This is a genomic window from Coleofasciculus sp. A1-SPW-01 (genome assembly GCF_040217205.1).
GTDB classification, from domain to species: domain Bacteria; phylum Cyanobacteriota; class Cyanobacteriia; order Cyanobacteriales; family Coleofasciculaceae; genus Coleofasciculus; species Coleofasciculus chthonoplastes_A.
The window spans coordinates 1-24,513 of the sequence record NZ_JAVJNP010000009.1; the positions used below are offsets into that span (position 1 = coordinate 1).

The following is a 24,513-nucleotide window of genomic DNA, read 5'->3' on the forward strand; positions in this document are numbered from 1 at the left end:
GCTGAACATACTTAATAGTTCGGCTTAGCTTGCACGATAACCCCGTGCCTCCAGGCTGGTTTATAGACAGCCCCACAAGTGCAATATTATTGGCTCCATTAAAGTCGGCATCTCCATGCCAACCACAATGCCCACATTTGAAAGTCTTGCCACTACGGTAAGACTTTCCTTTTACCGGGTGAATGTGTAGGCAATTGTGACACATTTGGGAAGTATAGGCAGGGGGGATTGGGATAACCTGAACACCTGCCCCAAGCGCTTTGTACTCAATGAACATTCGCAGTTGGTAGAATGCCCATGAATTTGAGCGTCTACGTTCCGTCTTGCTTCTGGGTTGCTCGTTGGTTCTCTCCCTAATTCCCGTAAGGTCTTCTATAGCAATAGAGGCACTATACTCAACTGCTCGTCTGACCACTGATTTGGAGATGTTGTGATTAAGCCATTGCTGGTAGCGTCTTTCCCGTCCCGACAGCCGTTTCAGGATTTCTCGACATCTACGCCGACTTGTCCTCGTGCCTTTCGAGGCTTTTTTCTGGAGAGACGCCCTAACTTTATAAAACTTATCTCGTACTGACTGAATGTGCAAACCGTCCCACTTTTTGCCCTCTGATGTAACTGCAATGTCGCGCCGCCCTAAGTCAATGCCAATTACCTTGTCGGCAATTGGCGAGTCTTTTGCATCGTCTTTGATTTGGATGTGCAAGTAGAAGTGACCATCACGGTGTTTGCATAGTTGAGCAGAAGTCGGGTTTCTCTGTTTGAGTTTTCCTCTTTGGTAGTTGCCGACTTTTAATTCAACTCGCTCTCTACCGTGAGTAGTTGCAAGGCTTACCGTCCAATCCTGTTCGCGAAACCGAAACAAGTCTTTGTCACAGTCGATGCTGCTTGGGGCAAATCTTTTAACAGGTTTGCCTTTTAGCTTGGCTACCTTGCGGTTGGCAGCTACACGCGCACAAGCCCTAACAGCCATGTTTGCCACCAAGTTGAATTTTTTCTTGATGGTTTGGTAGACCAAGGACTGGATGGCAATTTTGTTGGTTAGCTTAGGGTCTGTGTTTTCGTTCACGTAGTTACAAGCGTCCGCAAACGCCTGAAGAGTTGCCTCTAAGAAGGCAACTTGTTCAGGAGAGGGTTGGAGCTTTACAACTATTGTGAGAACTTGTTTCATGGCTAAACTATACCACCACATGGGATAGAAAGAGAGAGATTGAAAATACTTCGGGGATTGACCCCTCGCATTTTCCGCTATCCCCCTACCCCTTACTTCGTTGAAGGGGTAGCCCCTCGCGATTCGGGTGGAATGGACAAAACCCAACCCTCTATTTGCCAAAACTGACGTCCCTAATTTATGGGCTGAGTGGCATTACCATTATCTTACTCGCCAAAGCACCACAAAAAAACGAGTAAGGCAACAATCAGGGTTAATGAGGTGAACGGTTTCAATGAATTTAAGATATCCACCGGAAACAAGACGAGAACCTCTGAAAATAGCCAACTCATCATCAGCAGCAGCGAAATCAAGATAATTAAAGGCACAGTACCTCCAGAGCCAAACGAGTGTGGCAGATGCCAAGGTGTCACCTCTTCAACACTATATAAGCGGGAAATCAGATAGAACAAGAGTAGACAGTCTGATCAACTGGTACTCAAGGGGGATAGGGAAAGAAGTTCACAATCAGTGTTTCCAGGAGAGTTAAGCTATGTTACGGCAAAGGGGTTCTCAAGTATTAATAGCCATGGTGATAGCGCTAACGGCTACACCCGTTTTATCCCAGTCAGCCAATTTTGGCACGTTAACCTTATCACCCGGATTTTCCTCGGATGAGGGAGCAGCGATAGGTACGACAGGGGGTTCATTTTCATTGCCGTCGCTAGTGAACCGCGATCGCGAAAATAATCCTTGTCTAGGTTATGCAGAAGAAACTCCCGATCACATCATAGACTTAGAAGCAGATTTTAATCAGCTCCAGATTGCCGTTGATAGTGGCGGTCAAGACACCACATTATTGATTACTGGACCCAATGGCTTTGCCTTGTGCGGTGATGATACGGGCGCAAGCCAAGACGCTAGCGTAACCCGCTCAAACTTTGAGGCAGGAGAGTATAAAATTTGGGTGGGAACCATAAATCCTAATCAAGCCTGGAACTATACCCTGACTGTGCGAGAGTAGCCAAGAACGATAAGATAGTCAAGGAGTTGTTTACGTTTGTTTGTCTTAACTCGCTTGTGCTATCTACGTTTTTAGCTGACTTCCGCATCATCTTTGAGCGCGATCCCGCTGCTCGCAACTGGCTCGAGGTTTTATTATGCTACCCCGGTCTACAGGCACTCCTGTTTCACCGCCTCTGCCATTGGTTACATACTATTGGGATTCCGTTCATCCCTCGGTTTATTTCTCAGTTTTCTCGCAGCTTGACCGGTATTGAAATCCATCCCGGCGCCCAAATTGGTCAAGGTGTCTTTATTGATCATGGTATGGGTGTTGTCATTGGTGAGACGGCAATTGTTGGCGATTACTGTCTTATTTATCAAGGCGTCACCCTAGGGGGTACAGGGAAAGAATGTGGCAAACGCCATCCCACCTTAGGAGAAAATGTTGTCGTTGGTGCCGGTGCCAAGGTTCTCGGTAACATTCAAATCGGCAACAATGTCCGCATTGGTGCAGGTTCAGTCGTTTTGCGAGATGTTCCCTCTGATTGTACGGTTGTTGGTATTCCAGGTCGAATTGTTTATCGTTCTGGAGTGCGAGTTAATCCCCTAGAACATGGTAGTTTGCCCGATTCTGAAGCCACTGTGATTCGATCATTAGTGGATCGGATTGAAATCCTGGAACAAAAGTTGGCAGAGTTAAGCGAAAAGCCGTCATCGACACCTGTGCAAAATTGGCGCGATTTGAATTCTGATCGGGTTCCGATGGTTAAGGCGGATAGCTGCCAACTTCGAGATAAAGCGATTCAGCAATTTTTGGATGGAGCTGGAATTTAAGAGTTTTACCGGAATTCACATCTTAGCCGAGGACAAAGGGTCAAGAACTCACCGTCAACCCTAACGGGTATGACGGGAGCTTGAAAAAGCTCGCTCCTTGACCAGACTCAGTTCGCAATAACTACGTTATTCAGTTCATGAAACCTACAGATACGTGCCAGTTTGTAGCTCTTTCGTACAGTTTTAAACAGGCGTCAGGATATTCTAATGCTTCATGCTGCATTAAGCTGATGTGCTTTTCAATTGGATATTCCATTCCCTGTTCCCTTTTATTAGTACATGCGACTCAGGACGTAATCAGTTAGCTCGACTAAAGCTGTCGTAGCGGGTGAGGGTTTCAAGGGCGTCAGATTGTCTAAGGCGAGACGAGCATGGTAAGCCGCCAGTTCACGCGATCGCTCAATACCCCGACTCTCCATCACTAATGCTAAGGCTTGATTAATGTCATCCGGTTGGGCAAACTCTCGCTCAATCAAGACCTCTAGGTAGGGTTTTTCTTCCATAGCATATAAGACAGGGGCAGTTAGATTTCCGCTAATCAAATCAGAACCCGCCGGCTTGCCCAACACCTCTGTAGATGCGGTGAAATCGAGGATATCATCAACAATCTGGAAGGCTAAACCCAGATGATTTCCATAGCGATACAGATTTTCAGCTACCTCGGCTGAGACGCCACTCAACAGTCCGGCTGACTTGGAACTGTTGGCAATCAGGGATGCTGTTTTCTTGTAGGTCTTTTCTAGATAGGTATCAATGGTGGTACTCGCTTCAAATCGCGTCAGTCCCTGCTGAATTTCTCCCTCCGCCATATCCTTAATCACTTGGGAGAGTAACTTGACCACCTCTAAGTTGTTGAGATTAGCCAAATACCAAGCAGATTGACCAAACAAAAAATCTCCAGCTAGTACGGCAACGCGGTTATTGAACATACTATTAACCGTGGGGACATTACGACGGACTGATGATTCATCCACGACATCATCGTGAACCAGAGAAGCGGTATGAATCATTTCGGTAATTTCCGCTAGACGTCGATGACGGGGGGTAATATCCGAATCCAGCACCGTCGCTCGCGCAATTAATAGGACAATGGCTGGTCTTACCCGCTTGCCCCCAGCCCCAAATAGGTGTTCTGCTGCGGCATAGAGGATGGGGTGACGGGCACCCACTAGGTTCTTTAAGTTCTCGGTCAGCAGATAGAGGTCTGCTTCAACAGGGGCAAAAAGGGAAGTCACTGAGGTCATGGATTGGGCGACTCAGAAATTAGGTTACGAAAGTTTACATATTCTTTCCTTAATTTTAAGCGAAGCGTCCCAAGTAGGGAAATCTGTTTGACCAATAACCTGATGGGGGGGACTCCCTGGAATTGTATCGACTTATTAAGTTGATAAGAAAATTCCTAGAAATTGCTGGAACTCTTATGTTAAGCTAAATATTAAGGATTTCAAAAGATTAATCGACCGATTGACTCCGAGATGGTAGGGACAACTAGCTTCCTTACCTTTAGGTTAAGGTGCCGTTAGGTAGGCAGAGATAGCCTCAAGGTTTTGGATGACGGCTGGGTAGTTTAACTAAGTGTCGTCCTCTATTTTACATAAACAGGAGCTTTCCGGTAGGAAACCTGTCAAGCTTCATCCAACTGAGTTGGAGAAAGGCTTGTACACATCACTGTCAGTAGTAGTGAAGCAACCGAAAAGCTGGGGAAGTTTTCCCCGGGGTTCATGGTGCTAGGGTTTATTGCTCCCTGGTCAGCTAGTACCGTTGCCTCAGCTTCTATGAAATCTTACATAACTTTGCTGTTCGTTCATACTATGATTTACACTGATATGCCTTTGATTATTCCTGTTCTGGCAACTGTTTATTTGGTCGCGATTTACTTGCTGTTAATGGTAGCTCAACGCACAAAAAAGAGTTCGCAATACCTAGCTAACTCTCTGACCGATGTTTATGCTACTTCAGTGGGTCTGACACAAAACACTACATCTTCAAGGGATGAAGTAGAACAATCGCCAGCTTCAACAGTTCAAGAGGTGAGTAGTCCACCACTGACTTAAATATACCACTCTACTCTACAGAGGTCAGACCTGATAAGGGGGGAGATGTTGATATCCACCAGAGAACTGGTGAAAACGTTTGACTCTGGACATTCGCCTTTAGCCCAGTCTCTCTAACCCCCAATTCAACTAATTCTTATTATTATTTATAATCATCTCAGGGGACTTGTCGGACGTTCTAGGTTGAAGGAACACCCTTGAAGAAATTCTCGACCAAGACTTGCGCTTAAGGTACGATGTCGTTTAATTTAGGTTGTTTGCCGATAAGAACGCCTGTGGTTGCATGACTTCAGATTCTGACCAACTATTATTTATGTCAACGGTTGCCGAGAGCGACATGGCAATGGATTGCCAGTCTCAAGTCCGTCTGAAACAGACCGAGGAAGGGCTACAGCTTATATTACCCTCGGTAGAAACTATGTCCGATGCCAGTTGGGCTAATTTGTGGCAGCAGTTTAAGCATCGCTGTCATGGAAGCGATCGCTTTTGGCAAGTGCCAGGTACGGTACATCTGATGGCAGGTGACCAATTATTGGATGGACTGAAGTTACAAGCGATCGCGGATGTATTGAACGACGTTGGGCTGCGAATCTCACGGGTGTACACCAGCCGACGCCAAACAGCCGTTGCTGCGGCGACAGCCGGGTATTGTGTCGAGCAACAATCAGCAACTTATTCTCTCCATCAAACCCCTGAACTCTCTCAGGAGTTAACCGAACCCCTATACTTACAAATGACCGTGCGATCGGGTGTAGAAATTCGGCATCCTGGTACTATTGTTATACTGGGAGACCTAAATCCGGGGGGTACAGTGATTGCAGCCGGAGACATCTTCATTTGGGGGCGTCTACGCGGCGTAGCTCATGCGGGAGCTGATGGCAATCGTTCCTGTCGGATTATGGCTCTGAAAATGGAACCCACCCAACTCCGAATTGCGGATGCTGTGGCTAGGGCACCGGAGACGCCACCGATTGAGTTTTATCCAGAAGTGGCGTATGTCACACCCCAAGGTATTCGTATTGCTAGAGCTGCTGATTTTGCTAAGACCCAGTTATTGTTAAATTCATGAGTCGTATTATAGTGATCACCTCTGGCAAAGGAGGGGTGGGTAAAACAACGGTTACGGCGAATTTAGGCGCGGCGATCGCGAAATTAGGTCGTCAGGTGGCACTCGTTGACGCCGATTTTGGATTGAGAAACTTAGATTTGCTTCTGGGGCTAGAAAATCGGGTGGTTTATACCGCCATTGAAGTATTTGCAGGGCAATGTCGCTTAGAACAGGCGTTGGTTAAAGACAAGCGCCAAGAGGGATTGGTACTGCTTCCAGCTGCCCAAAGCCGGAACAAAGAAGCGGTTAGCCCTGAGCAAATGAAAAAACTCATCGCTGTGCTATCTCAGAAGTACGAGTACATCTTGGTTGACTCTCCAGCCGGAATCGAAATGGGATTCCGTAACGCGATCATTGCGGCGTCGGAGGCGTTAATCGTGACGACGCCAGAAATTGCGGCGGTGCGAGATGCTGATCGCGTTGTGGGTTTACTGGAAGCTCAAGGCATAAAGCGCATCTTCCTGATTGTCAATCGTCTGAAACCCGCCATGGTGCAAGCGGATCAAATGATGTCGGTTCAAGATGTCCAAGAGATTCTGGCAATTCCCTTAATTGGCGTAATTCCTGATGATGAGCGCGTGATTGTTTCCAGTAACCGGGGCGAACCCTTAGCCCTGGCGGAAAATCTCACGCTTCCCGGTATTGCTATTCACAATATTGCTCGGCGTTTGGAAGGCGATAAAGTTCCCTTCCTGGATTTGATGGCAGAACATGACACCTTGATCAATCGTATCCGTCGCATGTTCCGCAGTTGAACTCATCACTCCCCACTCCTCACTCACCACGGATGCAAAACCCCATGATTAGCGAACTTCTAGAACGACTTTTTCCCTGGACAAGTGCCAGTAACAGTCGAGCGGAAGTAAAACGCCGCCTACAACTGGTTATTGCCCACGATCGCGCCGATCTCAGTCCCCAGATGATTGAGTCAATGCGTTCCGAAATCCTAGAAGTAGTGTCTCGTTATGTGGAGATTGATCAAGAGGGTTTGGAGTTTACCCTAGAGAGTAACCAACGGGCAACAGCGTTAATTGCCAATCTTCCTATCCGCAGAGTTAAGGAAGAAGAACCCCCCTTACCGTCGGTTGATTAAAGAAAATCCCTTTTTGCCCTGTTGAAAAGGAAGTCACGGCTATACAAACAAAGTCCGCTTGCGCGGACTGAATTATGAAGGGGATAGTAAGTCCAGGTTTGGTATAACTCACATCTTGCACCAGTCTCAATACGTCGATAGACTATCAACTTACAATGTAACTCTAGGTCACTGAAAATGTTACAGACACCCCCTAAACCATTGACTCTGGCAGAGTTTATCAAGCTACCCGAAACCAAGCCAGCCAGCGAGTATATTGACGGTCAAATTATCCAAAAACCGATGCCACAGGGAGAACATAGTACCATTCAAGGGGAACTGATTATTTCAATTAATGCTACCGTTAAGCCTAAAAAAATTGCCCGCGCTTTCCCCGAACTGCGATGTACATTTGGCGGGAAATCAATTGCGCCAGATGTAGCCATATTTACCTGGGAAAGAATTCCTCGCCAGGAAAATGGTCGTATTGCCAATGTATTTGAAATCGCACCCGATTGGATCATTGAAATCCTATCACCTGATCAAAGTGCCACGAAAGTCATTAAAAAGATTCTGCGGAGTCTTCAGTATGAAACCAAAATGGGTTGGCTGATTGATCCAGATGAACAGACGGTATTTGTCTGTTTACCACAGCAACAACCCCAAGTGTTTGACCAACCCCACGAGTTGCTTCCGGTTCCTACTTTTGCCAGTGAATTTCAACTCACGTTAGGCGACCTATTTGCTTGGTTACTAGAATAATACTCTATGAAAGTTTGTCGTCAATATTTGCCTCGCTTATGGTACTAAAGTACCTACTACGAACCTTCATGTCACGTCCTGAATTAACTTTTCCAAATAACTTTGAGCTTCATCAGGCGACATCAGTAACGCTTCACCCTGACGCAGAATTTCATATTTACCCTTGTGATAACCATGACCTGCAATTAGCCCCAACTGAACCGCTTGATTCCCCAATTGGGTCAACTTGTTAATACTAATTGAATCCAACTCTTGATTAAGTTTTTGTCTGATAAAATCTTCGTTCATCGTCTTTTCCAGCATAAAGGATAACCAACAAGGACAAATTTAGGATGTCAAAACCAATGAACCATGAACCATGAACAATCAACCCTTTAAACCGATATTCTCGGACCCACATACTGATTAAACGTCGGACTATCGGGTTCAGTATCCACAATCAGCGGACTTTCTGCACCATCAACCAACAAACGAACTAAATAACGCCCCCCTTTCATCCGTTCTACCGGGAAAGACACCCAAATTACATCCGTCTGGCGAGGAGACGCTTCAAACAAATAAGCCGCAGGTTGATTCGTGTCAATTTCATTCAGGGCTAACAAAACGCGCTGCTTTTTGCCTACGGTTAAATTTGATCGTACCCGTATTTCCGCAGACCGCAAATCTTCATCATCAACTTCTTTTTTGGATACCGTGGTTTTGGTAATCGTGGGACGAATCACTAAGGGCGATACATTAGACTGAATACTAGAAACAAAACTTTGAGGTTGATTCACCGTTTGCATTTGACCCCCATTCCCACTAGCACCATTCCCATTAGTCGAGGTGGGTGGCATCACTTTTGCCAGACGATGCACCACTTGGAGACTATGCATTCCTGCCTGTAACGAATCAGTGGGTATAGAGGACAGGGGTAATACAATTTGGGTATCGGTAATTTCACTGGGGGTAACTTCCATTTCCCCAATCCAAACTTGGGTGATATCGCTTTTTAAATGGTTTCCTTGAATTAACACCGTACTGTCAGCTAATATGGGTTCCAATCGTCCAGCTTGAGAAATGATCCGATCAATTTTCGGTTGATTGGTAAAGGGAACGATTCCATCTAAGGAACGAGCGCGTACTGGCAAAGGTCTACTGCCTGTATCTTGCCCTTCGAGCATAATTACCCTAGCCCGATACGCCACCGATAACAAGTAAGTGGTTTGAAAAAAAGCTGACCAGGCTTTGGATAAATCTTCTAGGGACAAATCGAGGGGCCACAGGGAGATTTCTTGGATCTGATCGGGTAAGTCAGACTCTAATAAATAAGAATAAGTAGAATCATGGAGAGTCCGCTCAATCCTCTCTTTTTTCAGAGTACGCCAGTCGTTAAGTCCACCCATTACACTACCCATCAACCGTTGTGGTTGTAAGTCGTTGTCATTGCCGTAGAAACTGATCATGTAATGTAAGTCTAGGGCAGTTTGCGATCGCTTAGCACCTGGGTTTCTCCGACTGCGGGCTTGTACTTCAGCCTGTTGACGCCACGCATGGTTAATCTGAACCTGGTAGAGAAAGACATTCACACCCACTTGGGGAGTCGCTGTTCCCACTTCATTAGGTCGTAGTGTGGTCACCGTTGCCCCACTAATATCGTCCTGAATCGACGTCTGTACGATTCGTTGTAGAGTGGCGGTTACGGTAGCAATGGCTAGAGAATTACTCATGATGATGACTCAGAGGTTTCCACGGTTGACGATTGACAGTTAGAATTTAATCTGCCATGACACGCTTGAAACAATTGACCTGACCCACAGGGACAGGGGCGAGTGCTAACACCTTGAGCAAATAGGGGATTAAATGAAGGTAGATCATCAAAATAATCGGATGGTGGTTCAGTATCTACAAGCACTTGAGCTTGGTCTAACTCAGGGATAGACTCAATCAACTGTGACCCTATTTTTACCTGAACAGCGGTTTCTGACAAGGGGAGGACAAATTGATGGTCATTTTGCAACCCTTGGATTCGTTTCAGGATTTCCGACAACTGAAGCGGCGGACTATTTGTCGCCAGTACAACGGTATTCCCCACCTCTAAGGGACAAAGATAAACCTGGGTAAATACGGATTGAATGGTTTTTACTTTGTCCGCATAAAACAATCAACGATGAACCATGAACAAAGTAGCTATCCTTTTTTTGTGAATCGACGAATTTCACCAACCCAGCGTAGCCGTTCTTCATGTTCTAGGTTTAGGATATCGTCTAATGACCAGTGAAAGTAAAAAGCAATTAAGGCTACCTCTTGGTATAAACGATCCAAGGGGTAGCCTAATATTCCCCCGATCGCGCCAATCCTCCCTGATGCTGATTGATATGATTGAAAAAGTTCTGTAAGTAGATCAAGTCTACTAAGAAAATTTGTTCTAGTAGCTTTGGTGTAACCGGAGAAAGGTTGCCGAGACGGGTGACAACTATAGACAAAATAACCAAAATGCGGTAATAAGATTCTTGCTGCACGCGGCTATCTTTGTGAACTACAATCTCATCTTTCCCGGTGACTAGACGCATTATCCCATAGCGATGAATACCGCCGTTGGTATCAACAAAACCTTTGGGTAGAGTAAATTCAAAATAGGTATAGTCCATAGTTATTGGTCATTAGTCATTTGTCCTTCGTTTTCTTGTAGGGGCGACCCGCTGCATAAATAAACAACTGTATCCCCTCAATTTTATCGGGTCGCCCTTTACTTAATTACCTGTATCAAAACGTACTTTTTAGATAATTATTGTTGACAAAAATTACAAATTGTATATCACTCAGAATCAGATGAAATTGATTCAAATTGTTCCGAGAGACTAGAACTTTTGTTAACTTGGTTCTCAGATTCTAATTCATTAATTTGACGATAAAATTGTTGCAAATAATTGAGATCACAGGCAAACAAATTTTCAATTACTGTGGGAGTGACTTCATCTAATGCCCCCAAACGCAAAATCACTCGCGATAAAATAATCACAGTGGCATACGCAGGATTAGACTTCACACGCGGATCACGCATAGGAACGATTTCGTCAATCGCCCGTGCTAACCGCATCACCCCCTTACGGTGTAAGTTTCCCTCCCCATCTAGATATCCTTTGGGAAGATCAAATTCAAACTCGGTTTGAATCATGTCCCTGGCTTAATCCGTGTTAATTGTTCAACGGTAACCTCGACTTCTTCGATTTGATACTCATCTCCTCTGACATTTAAATCAGAAATTTGGTAGCTAACGGGCCACGCGCCTTTAAATTCAAATCGAAACTGCTCTGTGGATGAGGTATCATAGATGACTAATGCACCATTACGCCGTTGATCTTCCCAATCCGCTCCTTCCTGTACGGAATTCAGCCAATTCCACAAAGTCATGGAAATATTTAACCCTCGTTTCAAGGTTAGATTGGTGTAGGTCATATTACCCGGAACCTTAGTGCGAACTACTCGCCCTCTAGCGTTCCCACTTTTTCCCCACTTCTGCGGCGTTACCTCGCAAACTTCAACAATGTCCTGGGTGGCTTTAAAACCTTTACATTCCTCAAACAGACCATCTACAGCGTCATTACTCCCATCTAAGATTAACTCTAAATAAAAGCGCGATCGCGTCAGAATTTCAACTTCTGCCACTGTTCACCTCCTTTGCCTGTGCCTCTCCTATTATCCGAAAATCGGCAAAACACTGCCTGGTGCTTTTGTCAAGAAACACTCAGGCAGCCAATTAAAGAAACTGGATTACGAATTGAGGCAATACTCACATCAGCAGTCTGCCCTTACCATTTTCGTGAATCGAATCTCTATCGTATCTTTAGCCATTTCTCCCGGCTTACTCACATCTAATTGACTGGTTTGGGTGAGGTTGCTGGGGAAGCAATCGATGAAATCGTACTGCGCCCCAATATTACCATTCATATCGTAAATGAATAACGAAGCCGTTTTTCGCTCTTGCCTCGAACTTGTAGCACCACCGGAGAACGAGGTAGCGTGGCATTTCTTATACCAATCAGTTATTTTCTGTTGATCTCCCTCGTTACCTGCCACATATTCGAGTTTAAGGGCAGAACCATACTCGACTGCACCCGGGGTAGCTTGGGTTTGGGTTTTCCCATCTTTGCCGCAGCCGATGGCTCCGCTTCCTGCTGCCACTTTCATTTCAATCGAAGGAATCGTACATTTTTCGACGAGTATCTCCATTCCATCACAATCAAAAAAGAAAGAAGCGTTTGTGTTATATTCAATATCTGCCATGGTTCAACTCCCAGATAATTCAGTTCATTAAATAGCTGATGTTCAAATCCCTCAAACGTTCTACATCACGCGGGTGCAATTTTCGCACACTATTGTCCAGGTTTCTTTGAGATAATCTTTGCCGTTGACATCCAATTCGGAAAGGCTCATTTTCGAGACCCACCCTTCTTGGAAGTCCCATTGGGCGATGATTTCATCATCATGACTGTAGGCAAAGATACTTCCTGTTTTTTTGTTGCCAGCCCATTTCCCTTCACCGCCATCGGAGGGAGGTAAACAAGCTTTGAACCATTTCCACATGACTACACTAGCACTGGTGGAACTTGGGCTAGAGAGGCATACCAAATCAAATGTGACGACTTCCTCGAAGCCAGCCGAGTTAATCTGCCGCTCTGATTTCCCACCTTTCATGGAGCCAACTACGGCGGCTTCACCCGCTAGTTTCGGCTTGTTTTCAGGAACTTTCACACTTTGAAATGAAAGTTCACCCAAACCATCAATATCACAGGAAAAACTACTAGGGGCAAGACCTTTTAGTTCGGCAGCCATATCTTTATCTCCTTATTCTCAAGTTAATAGTTAACCTTGACTTGTTTCGATGTGTTGGCGATACATAAGTTAACACATTGACCAAACCATCAGACCATAATCAGACAGTTTAACAGTTAGAGACTTCTGTTATAGCATAATTTTTTGCTCATAACGATTACAAAATGTCAAGGTCTGTGAGGTGCTGTTAAACGTTCGATGAAATTCCGGTTTCATTCCCTTTCTATTGTATTTTTCTAAACCCTTTTCCGTTACAATTATTTACTTTACCTGAATTCAGGACGACCCGATGTAGGGGCGGGTTTTACTACTATCTTTTCGGTTGCACCTCAATGTGACTAAACCCGCCCTGTTTCTAGAGTTGTCCATCAATACAAACGGGTCGCCCCTAAATGGCGTTTTAACCCCTACCTAAGGCGATTACTTAGGTAGGAGGTTTGTGGTGTCACCTATTGATTCGGTGCCCACTGACTAATCCGGAAGATGACAAATTCAGCCGGACGTACTGGACAAACACCCACTTCTACATAGAGACGACCCAACATAATCGTCTCATGGGTATTGATTTCAGCATCACACTTGACATAGAACGATTCTGAAGGTGCAGTTCCAAACAATGCACCCTCACGCCATAACCGTTCTAGGAAATTACTAACCGTGCGGCGTACTCGCGCCCAGAGAATTTGGTCATTTGGCTCGAACACCACCCACTGAGTCCCAATTTCAATGGATTTCTCAATGTAGCTGAGTAAGCGGCGGACACTGATATAACGCCATTGCACGTTATCGGGTTCTACCAACGTGCGAGCGCCCCAAACTTTATAGCCTCGGTTGTAATTGGCAAAGTTGCGGATACAGTTAATCCCCATCGGGTTCAACAGTTCCTGTTCCCGCATATTGGTGTCATAGGCTAAACCGGTTACACCTCGCGGTGTTTCGTTAGCCGGTGCTTTGAATACGCCTCGGCTCTCATCGGTGCGACACCAAATCCCCATCATGTGACCACAGGGGGGGACATACATGGGACGCCCACCATTGCGAGGATTCGCTACTTTAATCCAAGGATAATAAAGAGCGCCAAACATGGAACGGCGGTTAAACAGTTTTAACCAAGCCGCGACATCTTGAGGCTTCTGTTGGTCAGCCGAAACCGGGTTATCTCCTTTCGTCGGCTTGACCGGAGGTGCATCCAGAACCGCCATCCGGTAGGCGGGACCTGGGAAGGAATTCTCGCACATACTCAGCATCATTTCCATGACACCGTGAACTTGTTCTAAGTTCATCAATCCTTCTTGATACACTTTCATCAAGTCAGGACAAGCAATCATGGCGACTTCATCAATTTCAAAAATCCCCTGTGTCCCGGTGCGGTCATCCCGTTGTCCTTGTAAATCACGGGCAAAATGTTCCGGGTCAGAAATGTAAGGGGGTGGCGTAATCTCATACGCTCCCTGCATAGGTCGCCGTGACAGGGGTTGTCCGCTTTGGGAAATGTCAACCGCCTGGATAAATTCCGAATCTTCAACAGCGGTAACTACATAGTCAGCCACCTGGGTTTCCGCTTCCGGATTCATGGTCAGGTGGTCATACCGTTCCAATACCTCTTCGCCCCGTGCCACAATCAGGTCAAAGAATTCACCGGTATTGTAAGGAGGTTCAGCATCGTCTGGCGCGTCTTCCGGTAAGGGTTTCGGTGTACTTTCTTGAATCACCACCCGCAGCCGGGGTTCATCGCCACCAGGTAGCGCTAAGGCTCCCCCTTCTTCTGATTCTGATTCCGCTGGTTTGAGCGTGAACTGTAAAGAGGGGCGATTTCCGGCGGTGAGAATCTTAGTCCCCGTTTGCTCGATTGGCGGCGGTTCAGCACCTGGTAGTTTAGTACCAATACTGGTCACCCAACAGCGACCACCACCATTGAGGAACCACCCTTGAACCGCAAAAGGTAAATAGGCATCAAAGTCCGTGAACCCATCAGATCCTTCTTTGGCAAAAGACTGTAAATACTGATCCCAAGTGGTAATCAGCATGGGTTTAAATAATTCGGCGTCACCGCGTATATCCTCGGTAAAACCAATAAACCCAGCGACACTCATACTAATGCCCTCAATCGGGCGACTGCCACGGTCTACCTCTTCAACGTAGACTCCTGGTGCAAAATAATCTAATGGCATGAGTAATATTCCTCCATCGTTTTATCTCGTGGGACTCCGACCTCAACGAAGTAGGTCGGAAGGGGATAGAGGTCAAACCGCGCCACTCACTTCGACTTCGCGGCAATTGAGCCTGTCGAAATTCAGTGTGGTGAGGTTTGACAATCCAACTGTTGATATCAGCCCGGTATTTCGCTGCAACAATTGGACTTTGGAAGTGGTAAACCTCCCTATTCGTTTCCAGTTAGCGTTACTAACCGAAACTTCAGTTTTAGTATTGCCGGAAACATAACCGTAGTAGGTAATTCCAGCTTTAACAGCTTTGACGTAATCGCCCTTCCTGAACCCGTGGCGGCTAATGGTGCCGCCGTAGTTTCGCCGCAGTTTGGTCACGGTTTTAAACGGTAGGTTAAGGTGAGCAAGGAACAGGGTCCCACCCTTTGACTGAACCGCCACTCCGGTGAACAGTTTACCCGGATCGATTCCGGTCAAAATGTCCTGAGTTTTTTTGCCCGATGGTTCCTCAACTAACTGGACTTGAAAGATGCCTAGGTCATTATGTACTACTTTAGCTTTCCCAGCCTTTAACCATCGCCGAACACGGCTGGCTTTGGCTGGCATTAATGGTTTACCTTTCGGTGATAAAACTGGTACACGAATCATGGGTATAAGCCTCTCGTGTAAAGTTGTCAGTCCCCTCGAACACCGTTAACAAAATGTCCTCTCTTAAAGCGCTTATGACAAGTAAGCTTGCAGGGTTCACGGACTGGGGAAGTATCCGGAAGTGCGTATCAGCTAACGGCTCAACGGTTCTATTCAGCTCTTGCGTCACCAGACTTGTCTCTGGCAATCCCTAACGGAGGAGCGATAGCTAGGTTAGGGTTGTTGAATTAAGATTTAAATCAGCCAACAGAAAAAATCTGAGAGTGCCAAATTCTATGAGATATTGACAAGAGAAGTTTTCTGTGCAGATTGCAGGGAATAAGCGTCCACGCCAACAAAGTTGGACATGGCGGCATTCCTAATCCATTCCGTAATGCTGCTGGCTGTAGCCAATCTCTGAATAATATTTTTCAGTGATAGCACGTCAGAACCTGTTCGTACAGGAGTTATTCTCTTTTGTAACAACCAGCGATGACGCTCTAGCCCGGTTATATTCTCATTGAACAACCGTTGCTTATCTAAAGCAGTATAGATCCATCGGGTTAAAACAAATAGCGTTCTGCCAATCCGGGAATTTCCCTCAGATAAGACATCTACCAAGGTTAGGGCAACAGCAGCGATCATAGCAGTCTGTGATTAGGCTGTACAGATAAGCGTAATGAGAGAGGCTAACTTTAGCTATTTTATTAGACTAGGGTCGAAAATTTGTCATCAATATCTTTACAAATTATAAATTAAATCTTAAAAAATGTTTAGGACTGTCGGTGTCGATTTCAAGAGTTTGCCTGATTGTAGGCTACGATGGTTGTTTAGCATTTTTTAGTTTAATTCAGCTTAAACTGTAAAGAAAAGTAAACTAAGTCGGTGGGGACAATTACAGTTAACGGCGAGGCTCGTCATTGGTCATACTCGCTTCGCGAGAAGCAAGCTACGTCATTGGTCATTGGTCATTCGTAAAGGTTTAAGGGCTATTTACAGAACTTAATATAGGTAAGGACTCTGGTCATGTCACAACTGGTCAAAGCGCAACTGATTTCAACTGATGGTGGCGGAACCATTGAATTTATGTTTAATCCCAATCAGTTGGCGTTCAATCAGCAAATTAATCTCACTAAAAGTAGTGGAGCTAGGACAGGTAGGGGATTGCCTAAAGTTAACTTTGCTTATCCTGAACCCGTCATCCTCACCATCAATGACCTAATTTTTGATACCTATGAGCAAGGAGAGAGTGTTTTAAAATACATCAAATCATTTCAAAAAGCGGTTGATTTTGCCGAGTCTGGAGCAGGTCAAGAGAAACGTCCTCCAACTTATGTGTTTACCTGGGGGTCTCAAAAGTATATTCGCTGCTTTGTGACCAAACTGGATTACAATCTGACGATGTTTCTACCGGATGGGACACCAGTACGCGCCAAGATTAACTTGACGTTAGAAGAGATTGATGAGTCTACGTCTCAACCTGGTATGTCTGCACCTAAATCAAGTTCCAGTCAACGCCAACAAGATAGTTTGTCCAGTCGCAAGGCTCGGCTTAAGTCAGGCTCTGGCGCAAGTTCACAGTGAAAGAGCGGGAGAACTTCATCCCCCGTACTTCAGTCGGATGCGGCTTCCCAAGTTTCTGACGCGACGTCTCAACTTGAAGAATAAACAATATGCTGTCATCCGTTTACAGCGTTTTCAGACTCGATGTGATACACCATTTCCAAGAGTAGAAAAGCACTGTCTCATCGTTACTGTACTACACCGTGTTAGAAAGTGCTGTAAGAGGAATGTTACTGACTGGTATGCTGGTGGGTAATGCCCACCCTACTAGCTTTAATTGCGTCCACTTACTGGACTGATACAGCTAAAATTGTGGAATAGATTGATGGTTAAATTGGGTATTATAGCAACCGCCATAAGCTGTAATGCATTTAAATTGGGTATTAGTAGCGAGCAAGATGCTCGCACTACAAGAATTGTGCCATTATTGATATTAAGGTTTAAATGCCAAACAGCTTAGCGGTTAGGATACATCATTTATGTAGAGACGCGCCATGGCGCGTCTCTACAATGGTGCCGAAAGTCCTAATCGATGTGTCTACTGCTAGAGTAGCGAGCAAGATGCAAAGCCTGCGGCATGGCTTCGCTAAACGCACTACAAGGATTTCATTATTTTAGATAATAAAGTTTATAAAATGCCGAACTGCTTATCTCATTGCCTCTACTGAGTCGCGATCGCTAAACGAATTCCTTCGACTAACCGTAAGCGATCCATCACGCTAACGACTCGACCATGAGAGACATTTTCATCAGCATTAAGAATCACCAAAAATGGAGAATCTGCCGTCACTAATGACTCTACCCCGGCTTCAAGTTGTGATAATTCAATCGGTTCTTGGTTAAGAAAAATCGCTCCATTTGCCTGAATCGTGACCGTAATTATTCGGTCTTGTACCTGACTCTCGCCGGTTATCGCCGTCGGTAAACTAACAGGTAATCCTTCAGAGCGGGTTAAATAAAGTGTTGAAATGATAAAAAATGCCAAGATTGCGAATATTGCATCAATCATCGGCACAATATTAATCTGGAACGGCGTTTCTGAATCATCAGGTAGACGCATATTTAGTAGGGTCTGCTGAATAAGTGTTGTGGTGGGGTTAGGGAGTAGGGGAAGCTGGGGGAAGCTGGGGAAGCTGGGGAAGCTGGGGAATATGAGGGATATGAGGAATATGGGGAATATGAGGGATATGAGGGAATTGTAGGGGCGGGTTTCACCACTAACGGGAAGCTTTGCACCCTGAGATAACTAAACCCGCCCCGATCTCACCGTTCAATTATCACAAATAACGAATGAAGAATGACAAATAACAAATGACAAATGACAAAAAAACGGTAGAAAAGGCTAACCTTCTCTACCGTTCAATGGGAATTATGAATCAAGTGGATTATTCAGCACCTTGAGGTAAAAGTTCCCGTTGTTCCCCAGGTTCTCCGGGAATCACTTTCACTTTGCCCTCTTCATCCACATCGACGATCGCACTGTCTCCTTCTTGCAGGCGAGTCGAAAGGATTTCTTCTGCTAATACGTCTTCTAACAAGCGCATGATTGCCCGACGTAGGGGTCTTGCGCCGTAAGATGGACTGTACCCTTCTTCCACCAACCGTTCTTTGAAGCGATCGGTGACTTCTAAGGTAATTCCCTTTTCCGTGAGACGCTTGAAGACTTCCCGCAGCAGGATATCGCAGATTTCCTTGATCTCGTCTTTGGTTAGCTGACGGAAGACAATAATCTCATCCAAACGGTTGAGGAATTCGGGACGGAAGTACTGCTTGAGTTCCTCGTTGACCAAAGAACGGATGCGGTTGTACTGGGATTCGGCTTCATTGTCGCTTAACTCGAAACCTAAACCACCGCCACCTTTTTCAATCACCTTAGACCCAATATTAGAGGTCATGATTAATAGGGTGTTCTTAAAGTCCACTGTCCGCCCTTTAGCATCCGTGAGACGTCCGTCTTCCAGGATTTGCAGCAGCATGTTAAAGACATCGGGATGGGCTTTTTCGATTTCGTCGAATAGCACCACCGTGTAAGGACGACGACGTACCGCTTCGGTTAGCTGACCGCCTTCGTTGTAGCCGACGTACCCTGGAGGCGAACCAATCAATTTACTGACGGTATGGCGTTCCATGTACTCGGACATATCCAAGCGAATCATCGCTTCTTCTGACCCGAAGAAGTAAGCCGCCAAGGATTTGGCTAACTCAGTTTTACCAACCCCCGTAGGACCAGAGAAGACAAAACTGGCGATGGGACGGTTGGGGTTCTTCAAACCAACCCTTGCCCGTCGAATCGCCCGTGATACCGCTTTCACCGCATCTTCCTGACCGATAAGGCGCTGATGCAGCGTATCTTCCATGTGCAACAGCTTCTCGGACTCGGATTCAGTCAGCTTGCTAACTGGTACCCCCGTCCAGGAGGCGACAATATGGGCGATATCTTCCTCATCGACGACCGGCGAATCATCAGTTCCAGTTTCCGCCTTTTTATTTTGAGCGATCGCGCGAATTTCGCCTTTAATTTCCATTTCCCGATCGCGCAGTTCACCCGCCCGGTCAAAGTCTTGCGATCGCACGGCGTCGTCTTTTTCCTTAAGGACTTGTCGCAGTTCCTTATCTAACTCTTTCGCCGCTGGGGGAAGTTGGGAGTTTATTAAACGCACCCGGCTACCGGCTTCATCAATCAAGTCAATCGCTTTATCGGGTAAATAGCGATCCGAAATATAGCGATCTGACAGTTTCGCCGCTGCATCCAGGGCTTCATCTAAAATTTTCAGCTTGTGATGCTGTTCATAGCGTTCGCGCAACCCGTATAAAATCTCAATCGTCTCTTCAACGGAGGGTTCACCTACCATCACGGGTTGGAAGCGCCGTTCTAATGCCGCATCCCGTTCAATATGTTTACGATACTCATCCAGGGTTGTCGCCCCGATACATTGGAGTTCGCCCCTAGCTAAAGCGGGTTTCAGGATATTTGCGGCATCAATAGCCCCTTCCGCCGCACCTGCACCAATCAGGGTATGAACCTCATCAATCACCAAGATTACATTGGCAGCTTGACGGATCTCATCCATGATTTTCTTGAGGCGTTCTTCAAACTCACCTCGATACTTCGTCCCCGCCACCAGTAGCCCGATGTCCAAGGTAACGACGCGCTTTTCTTCTAAGATATCTGGGATATCGTTATTGGCAATTCGCTGCGCCAATCCTTCTGCGATCGCGGTTTTTCCCACCCCAGGTTCCCCAATTAATACGGGGTTATTTTTGGTGCGGCGTCCCAAAATTTGGATAACGCGCTCAATTTCCTTAGCGCGTCCCACTACCGGATCAAGTTTACCTTCACCCGCCATTTGGGTAAGATTGCTACCAAATTCATCTAAGGTTGGTGTTTTCGTGCGACCCGAAGATGCGCCACTGGTGACTTCTGCCGTCTCGCCCAGCATCCGGATGACTTGAGTTCTCACCTTGGTCAGGTCTACACCCAAATTTTCCAAAACTCGTGCCGCCACCCCTTCGCCTTCCCGGATCAAACCCAGCAGTAAATGCTCAGTTCCGATATAGTTATGACCCAGTTGGCGGGCTTCTTCGAGTGATAATTCTAAGACTCGTTTAGCCCTAGGGGTAAAGGGAATTTCCACAGCGACAAAGCCGGAACCTCTACCAATGATTTTCTCAACTTCAATCCGGGCATCTTTAAGATTGACACCCATCGACTTGAGAACTTTGGCGGCGACGCCAGTTCCCTCCCCGATCAAACCCAGAAGGATTTGCTCCGTGCCGACAAAGTTATGCCCCAGGCGACGTGCCTCTTCCTGGGCTAGCATGATCACCTTAATGGCTTTTTCTGTAAAGCGTTCAAACATGGCGTATTTCCATCACCTGTTGCGTGCCCGTGTACGCTGATTCTAGCATAGGAGACTTGTCAGGCTGTCTCCTATACAACAACCCGTCTATTTTTTTGGGGGAGATGAGGGAGCTGGGGGAGCTAGGGGAGCTGGGGGAGCTGGGGAAGCTGGGGGAGCTGGGGGAGCTGGGGAAGCTGAGGGAGAAAAAAATTTTCTATGAACAATCAACAAAGTACAGTACAAATGACGAATGACGAATGACAAATCACAAATCACAGATAACTAAATAGTTGCCAACCCTGACGGGTTAAGCGGGAGACGATTTGCTCATAGCGCTCTTGCAGGATTTGCTCAAATTCCGGCTGTTGTAACCCCTTTCGCCACAGAATTAGGGCATCTTCACCCGTATCTTGGTAATATCCTCGGCGTCGTCCGGCTGGAATAAAATCAAACTTTTGATAGAGAGACAGAGCAGCGTGATTCGAGGGTTTAACCTCTAAGGTTGCCCACTCCAACTGACGTTGTTTAGCGTCATTGAGTAAGGCATACAGTAAAAATTGCCCCAGTCCCTGATGTTGGTAGTTTGGATGCACCGCCAAAATCGTAATATGCGCTTCCTCCAGAATTGACCAGTAACAACCTAAACCCACTAAGCCATTCGGTAAAGGGGGATGCGTGGGTAAATCTTCCCCCAGGGAATTGTGTGGCATAACAACGGCTGAATGGCAACCCCATGGGCGCTGCTCCAAGCTGTTGTGTGCTTCTAAAACCAGTAATTGACTATTCGGGCTATTTAACTCACGTTCGTAGCCCGATCGCGTCCACAGCCCACCAAAACATATTTGATCCAGATCCACAGCCGCATTGAGTTGTGCTGTGGTTAGCGGCTTTATCTCTAAGACACTCACAGCAGTCAATTGTACACTAAATAACGGACGCTTTTGGTGTACCTGCCCATATCCATCTCAAGGATGATAACGACATTATGCTATTGACTGACTCCACTCAGGTGCAAAACTCTGGACAGCGATATCTTTCAGCGAACTCTCATCCCGATAGTCGTTCTCCCAATCAGGAACTGTTGCCGCTTACCGCCACCGTTAACAGCCAAGACTGTCTAGAAATTGGTGGCTGTGATGTCCAGGGTTTAATCGAGGAATTTGGCTCTCCCCTTTATATTCTAGATGAGGTCACGGTAAGAACGGCTTGCCGCCAGTATCGGGATGCCTTTGCCCGTTACTATTCCGGTGATACCTTAGTGCTGTATGCTTCAAAAGCCTGGAATTGTTTAGCGATTTGTGCGATCGCGGCATCGGAAGGTTTGGGTGTTGATGTCGTATCCGGAGGCGAACTCTACACAGCATTAGAAGCTGGGGTCAAAGCCGATAAGCTGTATTTCCATGGCAATAACAAGTCTATCGCTGAACTCCAGCTTGCGATTGAAAGCCATTGCACAATTGTTGTGGATAATCAGTTGGAGTTAGAAACTCTGGCAGATTTGGCACAAAAAACCTCTCCGGATACCCAGGTGCGGATCATGATTCGGATTACACCTGGGATCGAGTGTCACACCCATGACTACATCCGCACAGGACACCTGGATAGCAAGTTTGGTTTTGATCCCCACACTCTAGATAACGTTTTTGCCTTCATTAGTCAAAACCCTATTCTCGACTGTATTGGGTTACACGCTCACATTGGGTCACAGATTTTTGAGAGTCAACCCCACAAAGACTTGGGAGCGGTTTTGGTCGATTATCTCCAAAAAGCCGCTCAGTTCAATCTATCCATTCAAGAACTGAATGTCGGCGGCGGTTTGGGAATTCGCTATACCGAAGACGATGATCCCCCCACGATTGATGCTTGGGTTAAGGGGGTTTGTGAAGCCGTGGTTAATGCCTGTAACCAGCAGCAATTGCCCTTGCCGAGGTTATTATCAGAACCCGGGCGATCGATTATTGGACCCGCTTGTGTGACGGCGTATACCATCGGCAGCCGTAAGGAGATCCCGCAAACGCGAACCTATCTGGCGGTTGATGGGGGAATGTCTGATAATCCCCGTCCAATTACTTATCAATCGGTCTATCGTCCAGTCGTTGCCAATCGCATGTCAGCACCGATAACTGAAACCGTCACGATTGCGGGTAAACATTGCGAATCCGGGGATATTTTACTCAAAGATGCCCAATTACCCGAAACCCAACCTGGGGATCTGCTCGTGATTATGGGAACTGGGGCATACAATTACAGCATGGCGTCTAACTATAATCGTGTACCTCGACCTGCAGCGGTGTTAGTTAAGGATGGAACGGCTGAATTAATTGTGCAGCGAGAAACCTATCAAGACTTGATCCGGTTTGATCATTTACCGAAACGACTGGTATCCCAGGATTAGGGATGAAGGAGCAATGTAGAGACGCGCCATGGCGCGTCTGGGAGCTGGGGGAGCTTACCTGTTCCCTGTTCCCTGTTCCCTGTTCCCTGTTCCCTGACAAATGACAAATGACAAATCAGTCGCAACTCCCCGCCTAATCTCGTTACAATCAAGCCAGAGTCAAGCTCTCAGTTGCTAAACGTTTAATTAAGTTCAATGCCTGCGTCGTCGTCGGGTTCTTTTCCTGACTCTGGCTGGGTTCAATCCTTGTTGCTGCAAAGCGTTGATGTCGGATTGGTTCTAGCCCTCACCTATATGGTTCTCCTCATTATCGGGGAGCGTCGTACCTTGTGGATGGTTCGAGGGCTAATCGTCTTGATGCTAGCGGCAGCGGTCAGTAATCGACTAGGATTGACCCTGTTGAGTTTTGTGTTAGAAAAATTGGTGGTTGGTTCGGCTGTGGCGATGGCTGTAATCTTTCAGTCAGAATTTCGCCGTTTTCTCGAACAAGTCGGGCGGGGAGAAATTCGGCAGTTGTTTCAATCCCAACGCCGCCCTATCCCTAAAGCAGATAGCGTTACAGATGAAATTGTCGATGCGGTTAAAGAATTATCCCAAAATCGGATTGGCGCATTGATAATTATGGAGACCAATGGAACCATTGACGAGCGAGATTTTTCTGTACCAGGGGTACAGTTAAATGCCGAACTGTCTAAAGAACTGCTGCAAACCATCTTCCAGACGACCACATTACTCCATGATGGGGCAGTATTAATTCGGGGGTCTCGCGTCGCCGCAGCGGGTGTGATTTTACCTCTGTCAGAGCGAACGGCTTCACGACAACTTGGCACACGCCATCGAGCCGCTATGGGAATTACTGAGCGAGTCGAAAATTGCCTTTGTATTGTTGTATCCGAAGAAACAGGTTCTATCTCATTAGCAGAACGCGGCGGACTCAATCGACCTTTAACCAGTAGTAAACTCAAAGAACTGTTAGAGGCTCGATTTTCGACAGCGGTTGACCGTGAGGCAGTTGCCCCCGGTTTACGCAGTTTAGGTCGCCAAGTTAAGTCTCAGGGACGGCTACTCATTTCGCGTTTGCTGCGTCTGCCGTCATCGACTTCTCGAAAAAAGAAATGACTATT

Annotated in this window: 27 protein-coding genes; 9 read left to right on the plus strand and 18 right to left on the minus strand. The window is 46.4% G+C overall.

The window, feature by feature from the left end; all coding sequences use genetic code 11:
- Both RH949_RS01185 and RH949_RS01190 read right to left on the minus strand, forming a co-directional pair.
- Positions 1 to 1,168: RNA-guided endonuclease InsQ/TnpB family protein (locus tag RH949_RS01185; protein WP_446351674.1), on the minus strand; the 1,168-nt coding region annotated here is incomplete at its 3' end.
- 206 nt (positions 1,169 to 1,374) lie between these two features.
- Positions 1,375 to 1,620: a hypothetical protein gene (locus tag RH949_RS01190; RefSeq protein ID WP_446351675.1), complete on the minus strand. Its 246-nt coding sequence runs from the start codon at positions 1,618 to 1,620 to the stop codon at positions 1,375 to 1,377.
- An 80-nt stretch (positions 1,621 to 1,700) separates the two neighbouring features.
- Between RH949_RS01190 and RH949_RS01195 the strand changes: the two genes are divergently transcribed.
- Positions 1,701 to 2,171, plus strand: coding sequence for a hypothetical protein (locus tag RH949_RS01195; RefSeq protein ID WP_446351676.1), 471 nt, complete (start codon positions 1,701 to 1,703; stop codon positions 2,169 to 2,171).
- A gap of 56 nt (positions 2,172 to 2,227) precedes the next feature.
- On the plus strand, positions 2,228 to 2,986 hold the full coding sequence (gene cysE, locus RH949_RS01200; RefSeq protein WP_006103069.1) for a serine O-acetyltransferase: 759 nt from the start codon (positions 2,228 to 2,230) through the stop codon (positions 2,984 to 2,986).
- 272 nt (positions 2,987 to 3,258) lie between these two features.
- Here the strand turns inward: cysE and sds are convergent, their stop codons facing one another.
- The gene (gene sds / locus RH949_RS01205) at positions 3,259 to 4,230 is read right to left on the minus strand and encodes a solanesyl diphosphate synthase (RefSeq protein WP_006102917.1); all 972 of its coding nucleotides are present in this window, start codon (positions 4,228 to 4,230) and stop codon (positions 3,259 to 3,261) included.
- Between the two features lie 1,093 nt (positions 4,231 to 5,323).
- Between sds and minC the strand changes: the two genes are divergently transcribed.
- The 4 genes from minC (at position 5,324) to RH949_RS01225 (ending at position 7,982) form a co-directional block, all read left to right on the plus strand.
- Positions 5,324 to 6,109 carry a septum site-determining protein MinC gene (gene minC / locus RH949_RS01210; protein WP_446339868.1) on the plus strand — a complete coding sequence of 262 codons (786 nt, stop codon included), beginning with the start codon at positions 5,324 to 5,326 and terminating at the stop codon, positions 6,107 to 6,109.
- Positions 6,106 to 6,903 (plus strand): septum site-determining protein MinD, encoded by a 798-nt coding sequence (gene minD / locus RH949_RS01215; RefSeq protein ID WP_044208809.1) that lies wholly within the window; start codon positions 6,106 to 6,108, stop codon positions 6,901 to 6,903. Before minC ends, minD begins: the two co-directional genes overlap by 4 nt.
- Before the next feature lie 44 nt (positions 6,904 to 6,947).
- Positions 6,948 to 7,241 carry a cell division topological specificity factor MinE gene (gene minE, locus RH949_RS01220; protein ID WP_006103004.1) on the plus strand — a complete coding sequence of 98 codons (294 nt, stop codon included), beginning with the start codon at positions 6,948 to 6,950 and terminating at the stop codon, positions 7,239 to 7,241.
- 177 nt (positions 7,242 to 7,418) lie between these two features.
- Positions 7,419 to 7,982 (plus strand): Uma2 family endonuclease, encoded by a 564-nt coding sequence (locus RH949_RS01225; protein ID WP_446351677.1) that lies wholly within the window; start codon positions 7,419 to 7,421, stop codon positions 7,980 to 7,982.
- A 66-nt stretch (positions 7,983 to 8,048) separates the two neighbouring features.
- On the opposite strand, the gene RH949_RS01230 is transcribed toward RH949_RS01225, so the two are convergent.
- The 12 genes from RH949_RS01230 to RH949_RS01285 form a co-directional block, all read right to left on the minus strand.
- The gene (locus RH949_RS01230; protein ID WP_006102943.1) at positions 8,049 to 8,270 is read right to left on the minus strand and encodes a hypothetical protein; all 222 of its coding nucleotides are present in this window, start codon (positions 8,268 to 8,270) and stop codon (positions 8,049 to 8,051) included.
- An 86-nt stretch (positions 8,271 to 8,356) separates the two neighbouring features.
- Positions 8,357 to 9,691, minus strand: coding sequence for a DUF4255 domain-containing protein (locus RH949_RS01235; protein WP_006102970.1), 1,335 nt, complete (start codon positions 9,689 to 9,691; stop codon positions 8,357 to 8,359).
- Complete coding sequence (locus tag RH949_RS01240) at positions 9,688 to 10,125, minus strand: YecA family protein (RefSeq protein ID WP_044208812.1); 438 nt, start codon at positions 10,123 to 10,125, stop codon at positions 9,688 to 9,690. Before RH949_RS01240 ends, RH949_RS01235 begins: the two co-directional genes overlap by 4 nt.
- 26 nt (positions 10,126 to 10,151) lie before the next feature.
- A complete protein-coding gene (locus RH949_RS01245; protein WP_006102982.1) occupies positions 10,152 to 10,286 on the minus strand; it encodes a DUF6760 family protein in 135 nt (44 codons plus the stop codon).
- Between the two features lie 8 nt (positions 10,287 to 10,294).
- Entirely contained in the window at positions 10,295 to 10,612 is a 318-nt protein-coding gene (locus RH949_RS01250; protein ID WP_446351678.1) for a hypothetical protein, read from the minus strand.
- Positions 10,613 to 10,779: 167 nt separating this feature from the next.
- Positions 10,780 to 11,139 (minus strand): hypothetical protein, encoded by a 360-nt coding sequence (locus RH949_RS01255; RefSeq protein WP_446351679.1) that lies wholly within the window; start codon positions 11,137 to 11,139, stop codon positions 10,780 to 10,782.
- The gene (locus RH949_RS01260) at positions 11,136 to 11,630 is read right to left on the minus strand and encodes a phage tail protein (RefSeq protein ID WP_006103056.1); all 495 of its coding nucleotides are present in this window, start codon (positions 11,628 to 11,630) and stop codon (positions 11,136 to 11,138) included. The genes RH949_RS01255 and RH949_RS01260 overlap by 4 nt, the downstream gene beginning before the upstream one ends.
- Positions 11,631 to 11,759: 129 nt before the next feature.
- Positions 11,760 to 12,248: a phage tail protein gene (locus RH949_RS01265; RefSeq protein ID WP_006102832.1), complete on the minus strand. Its 489-nt coding sequence runs from the start codon at positions 12,246 to 12,248 to the stop codon at positions 11,760 to 11,762.
- Positions 12,249 to 12,308: 60 nt separating this feature from the next.
- Entirely contained in the window at positions 12,309 to 12,797 is a 489-nt protein-coding gene (locus tag RH949_RS01270) for a phage tail protein (protein ID WP_006102940.1), read from the minus strand.
- 449 nt (positions 12,798 to 13,246) lie between these two features.
- Positions 13,247 to 14,968, minus strand: coding sequence for a phage tail sheath family protein (locus tag RH949_RS01275; RefSeq protein ID WP_446351680.1), 1,722 nt, complete (start codon positions 14,966 to 14,968; stop codon positions 13,247 to 13,249).
- A gap of 72 nt (positions 14,969 to 15,040) precedes the next feature.
- Positions 15,041 to 15,568, minus strand: a complete 528-nt coding sequence (locus tag RH949_RS01280; protein ID WP_446351681.1) for an RRXRR domain-containing protein — start codon at positions 15,566 to 15,568, stop codon at positions 15,041 to 15,043.
- Positions 15,569 to 15,883: 315 nt separating this feature from the next.
- Positions 15,884 to 16,234, minus strand: coding sequence for a hypothetical protein (locus tag RH949_RS01285; protein WP_446351682.1), 351 nt, complete (start codon positions 16,232 to 16,234; stop codon positions 15,884 to 15,886).
- Positions 16,235 to 16,615: 381 nt separating this feature from the next.
- Here RH949_RS01285 and RH949_RS01290 point away from each other — a divergent pair, with 381 nt between their 5' ends.
- Complete coding sequence (locus tag RH949_RS01290) at positions 16,616 to 17,173, plus strand: CIS tube protein (protein ID WP_446351683.1); 558 nt, start codon at positions 16,616 to 16,618, stop codon at positions 17,171 to 17,173.
- Between the two features lie 640 nt (positions 17,174 to 17,813).
- Here the strand turns inward: RH949_RS01290 and RH949_RS01295 are convergent.
- The 3 genes from RH949_RS01295 to rimI form a co-directional block, all read right to left on the minus strand.
- Entirely contained in the window at positions 17,814 to 18,212 is a 399-nt protein-coding gene (locus tag RH949_RS01295) for an ExbD/TolR family protein (protein WP_446351684.1), read from the minus strand.
- A gap of 325 nt (positions 18,213 to 18,537) precedes the next feature.
- The gene (locus RH949_RS01300) at positions 18,538 to 21,012 is read right to left on the minus strand and encodes an ATP-dependent Clp protease ATP-binding subunit (protein ID WP_006102932.1); all 2,475 of its coding nucleotides are present in this window, start codon (positions 21,010 to 21,012) and stop codon (positions 18,538 to 18,540) included.
- A gap of 254 nt (positions 21,013 to 21,266) precedes the next feature.
- The gene (gene rimI / locus RH949_RS01305; protein ID WP_446351688.1) at positions 21,267 to 21,902 is read right to left on the minus strand and encodes a ribosomal protein S18-alanine N-acetyltransferase; all 636 of its coding nucleotides are present in this window, start codon (positions 21,900 to 21,902) and stop codon (positions 21,267 to 21,269) included.
- Between the two features lie 77 nt (positions 21,903 to 21,979).
- Between rimI and lysA the strand changes: the two genes are divergently transcribed.
- Positions 21,980 to 23,389, plus strand: a complete 1,410-nt coding sequence (lysA, locus tag RH949_RS01310; RefSeq protein WP_446351685.1) for a diaminopimelate decarboxylase — start codon at positions 21,980 to 21,982, stop codon at positions 23,387 to 23,389.
- 195 nt (positions 23,390 to 23,584) lie between these two features.
- Complete coding sequence (gene cdaA, locus RH949_RS01315; protein WP_006103033.1) at positions 23,585 to 24,508, plus strand: diadenylate cyclase CdaA; 924 nt, start codon at positions 23,585 to 23,587, stop codon at positions 24,506 to 24,508.
- Positions 24,509 to 24,513 lie beyond the last annotated feature (5 nt).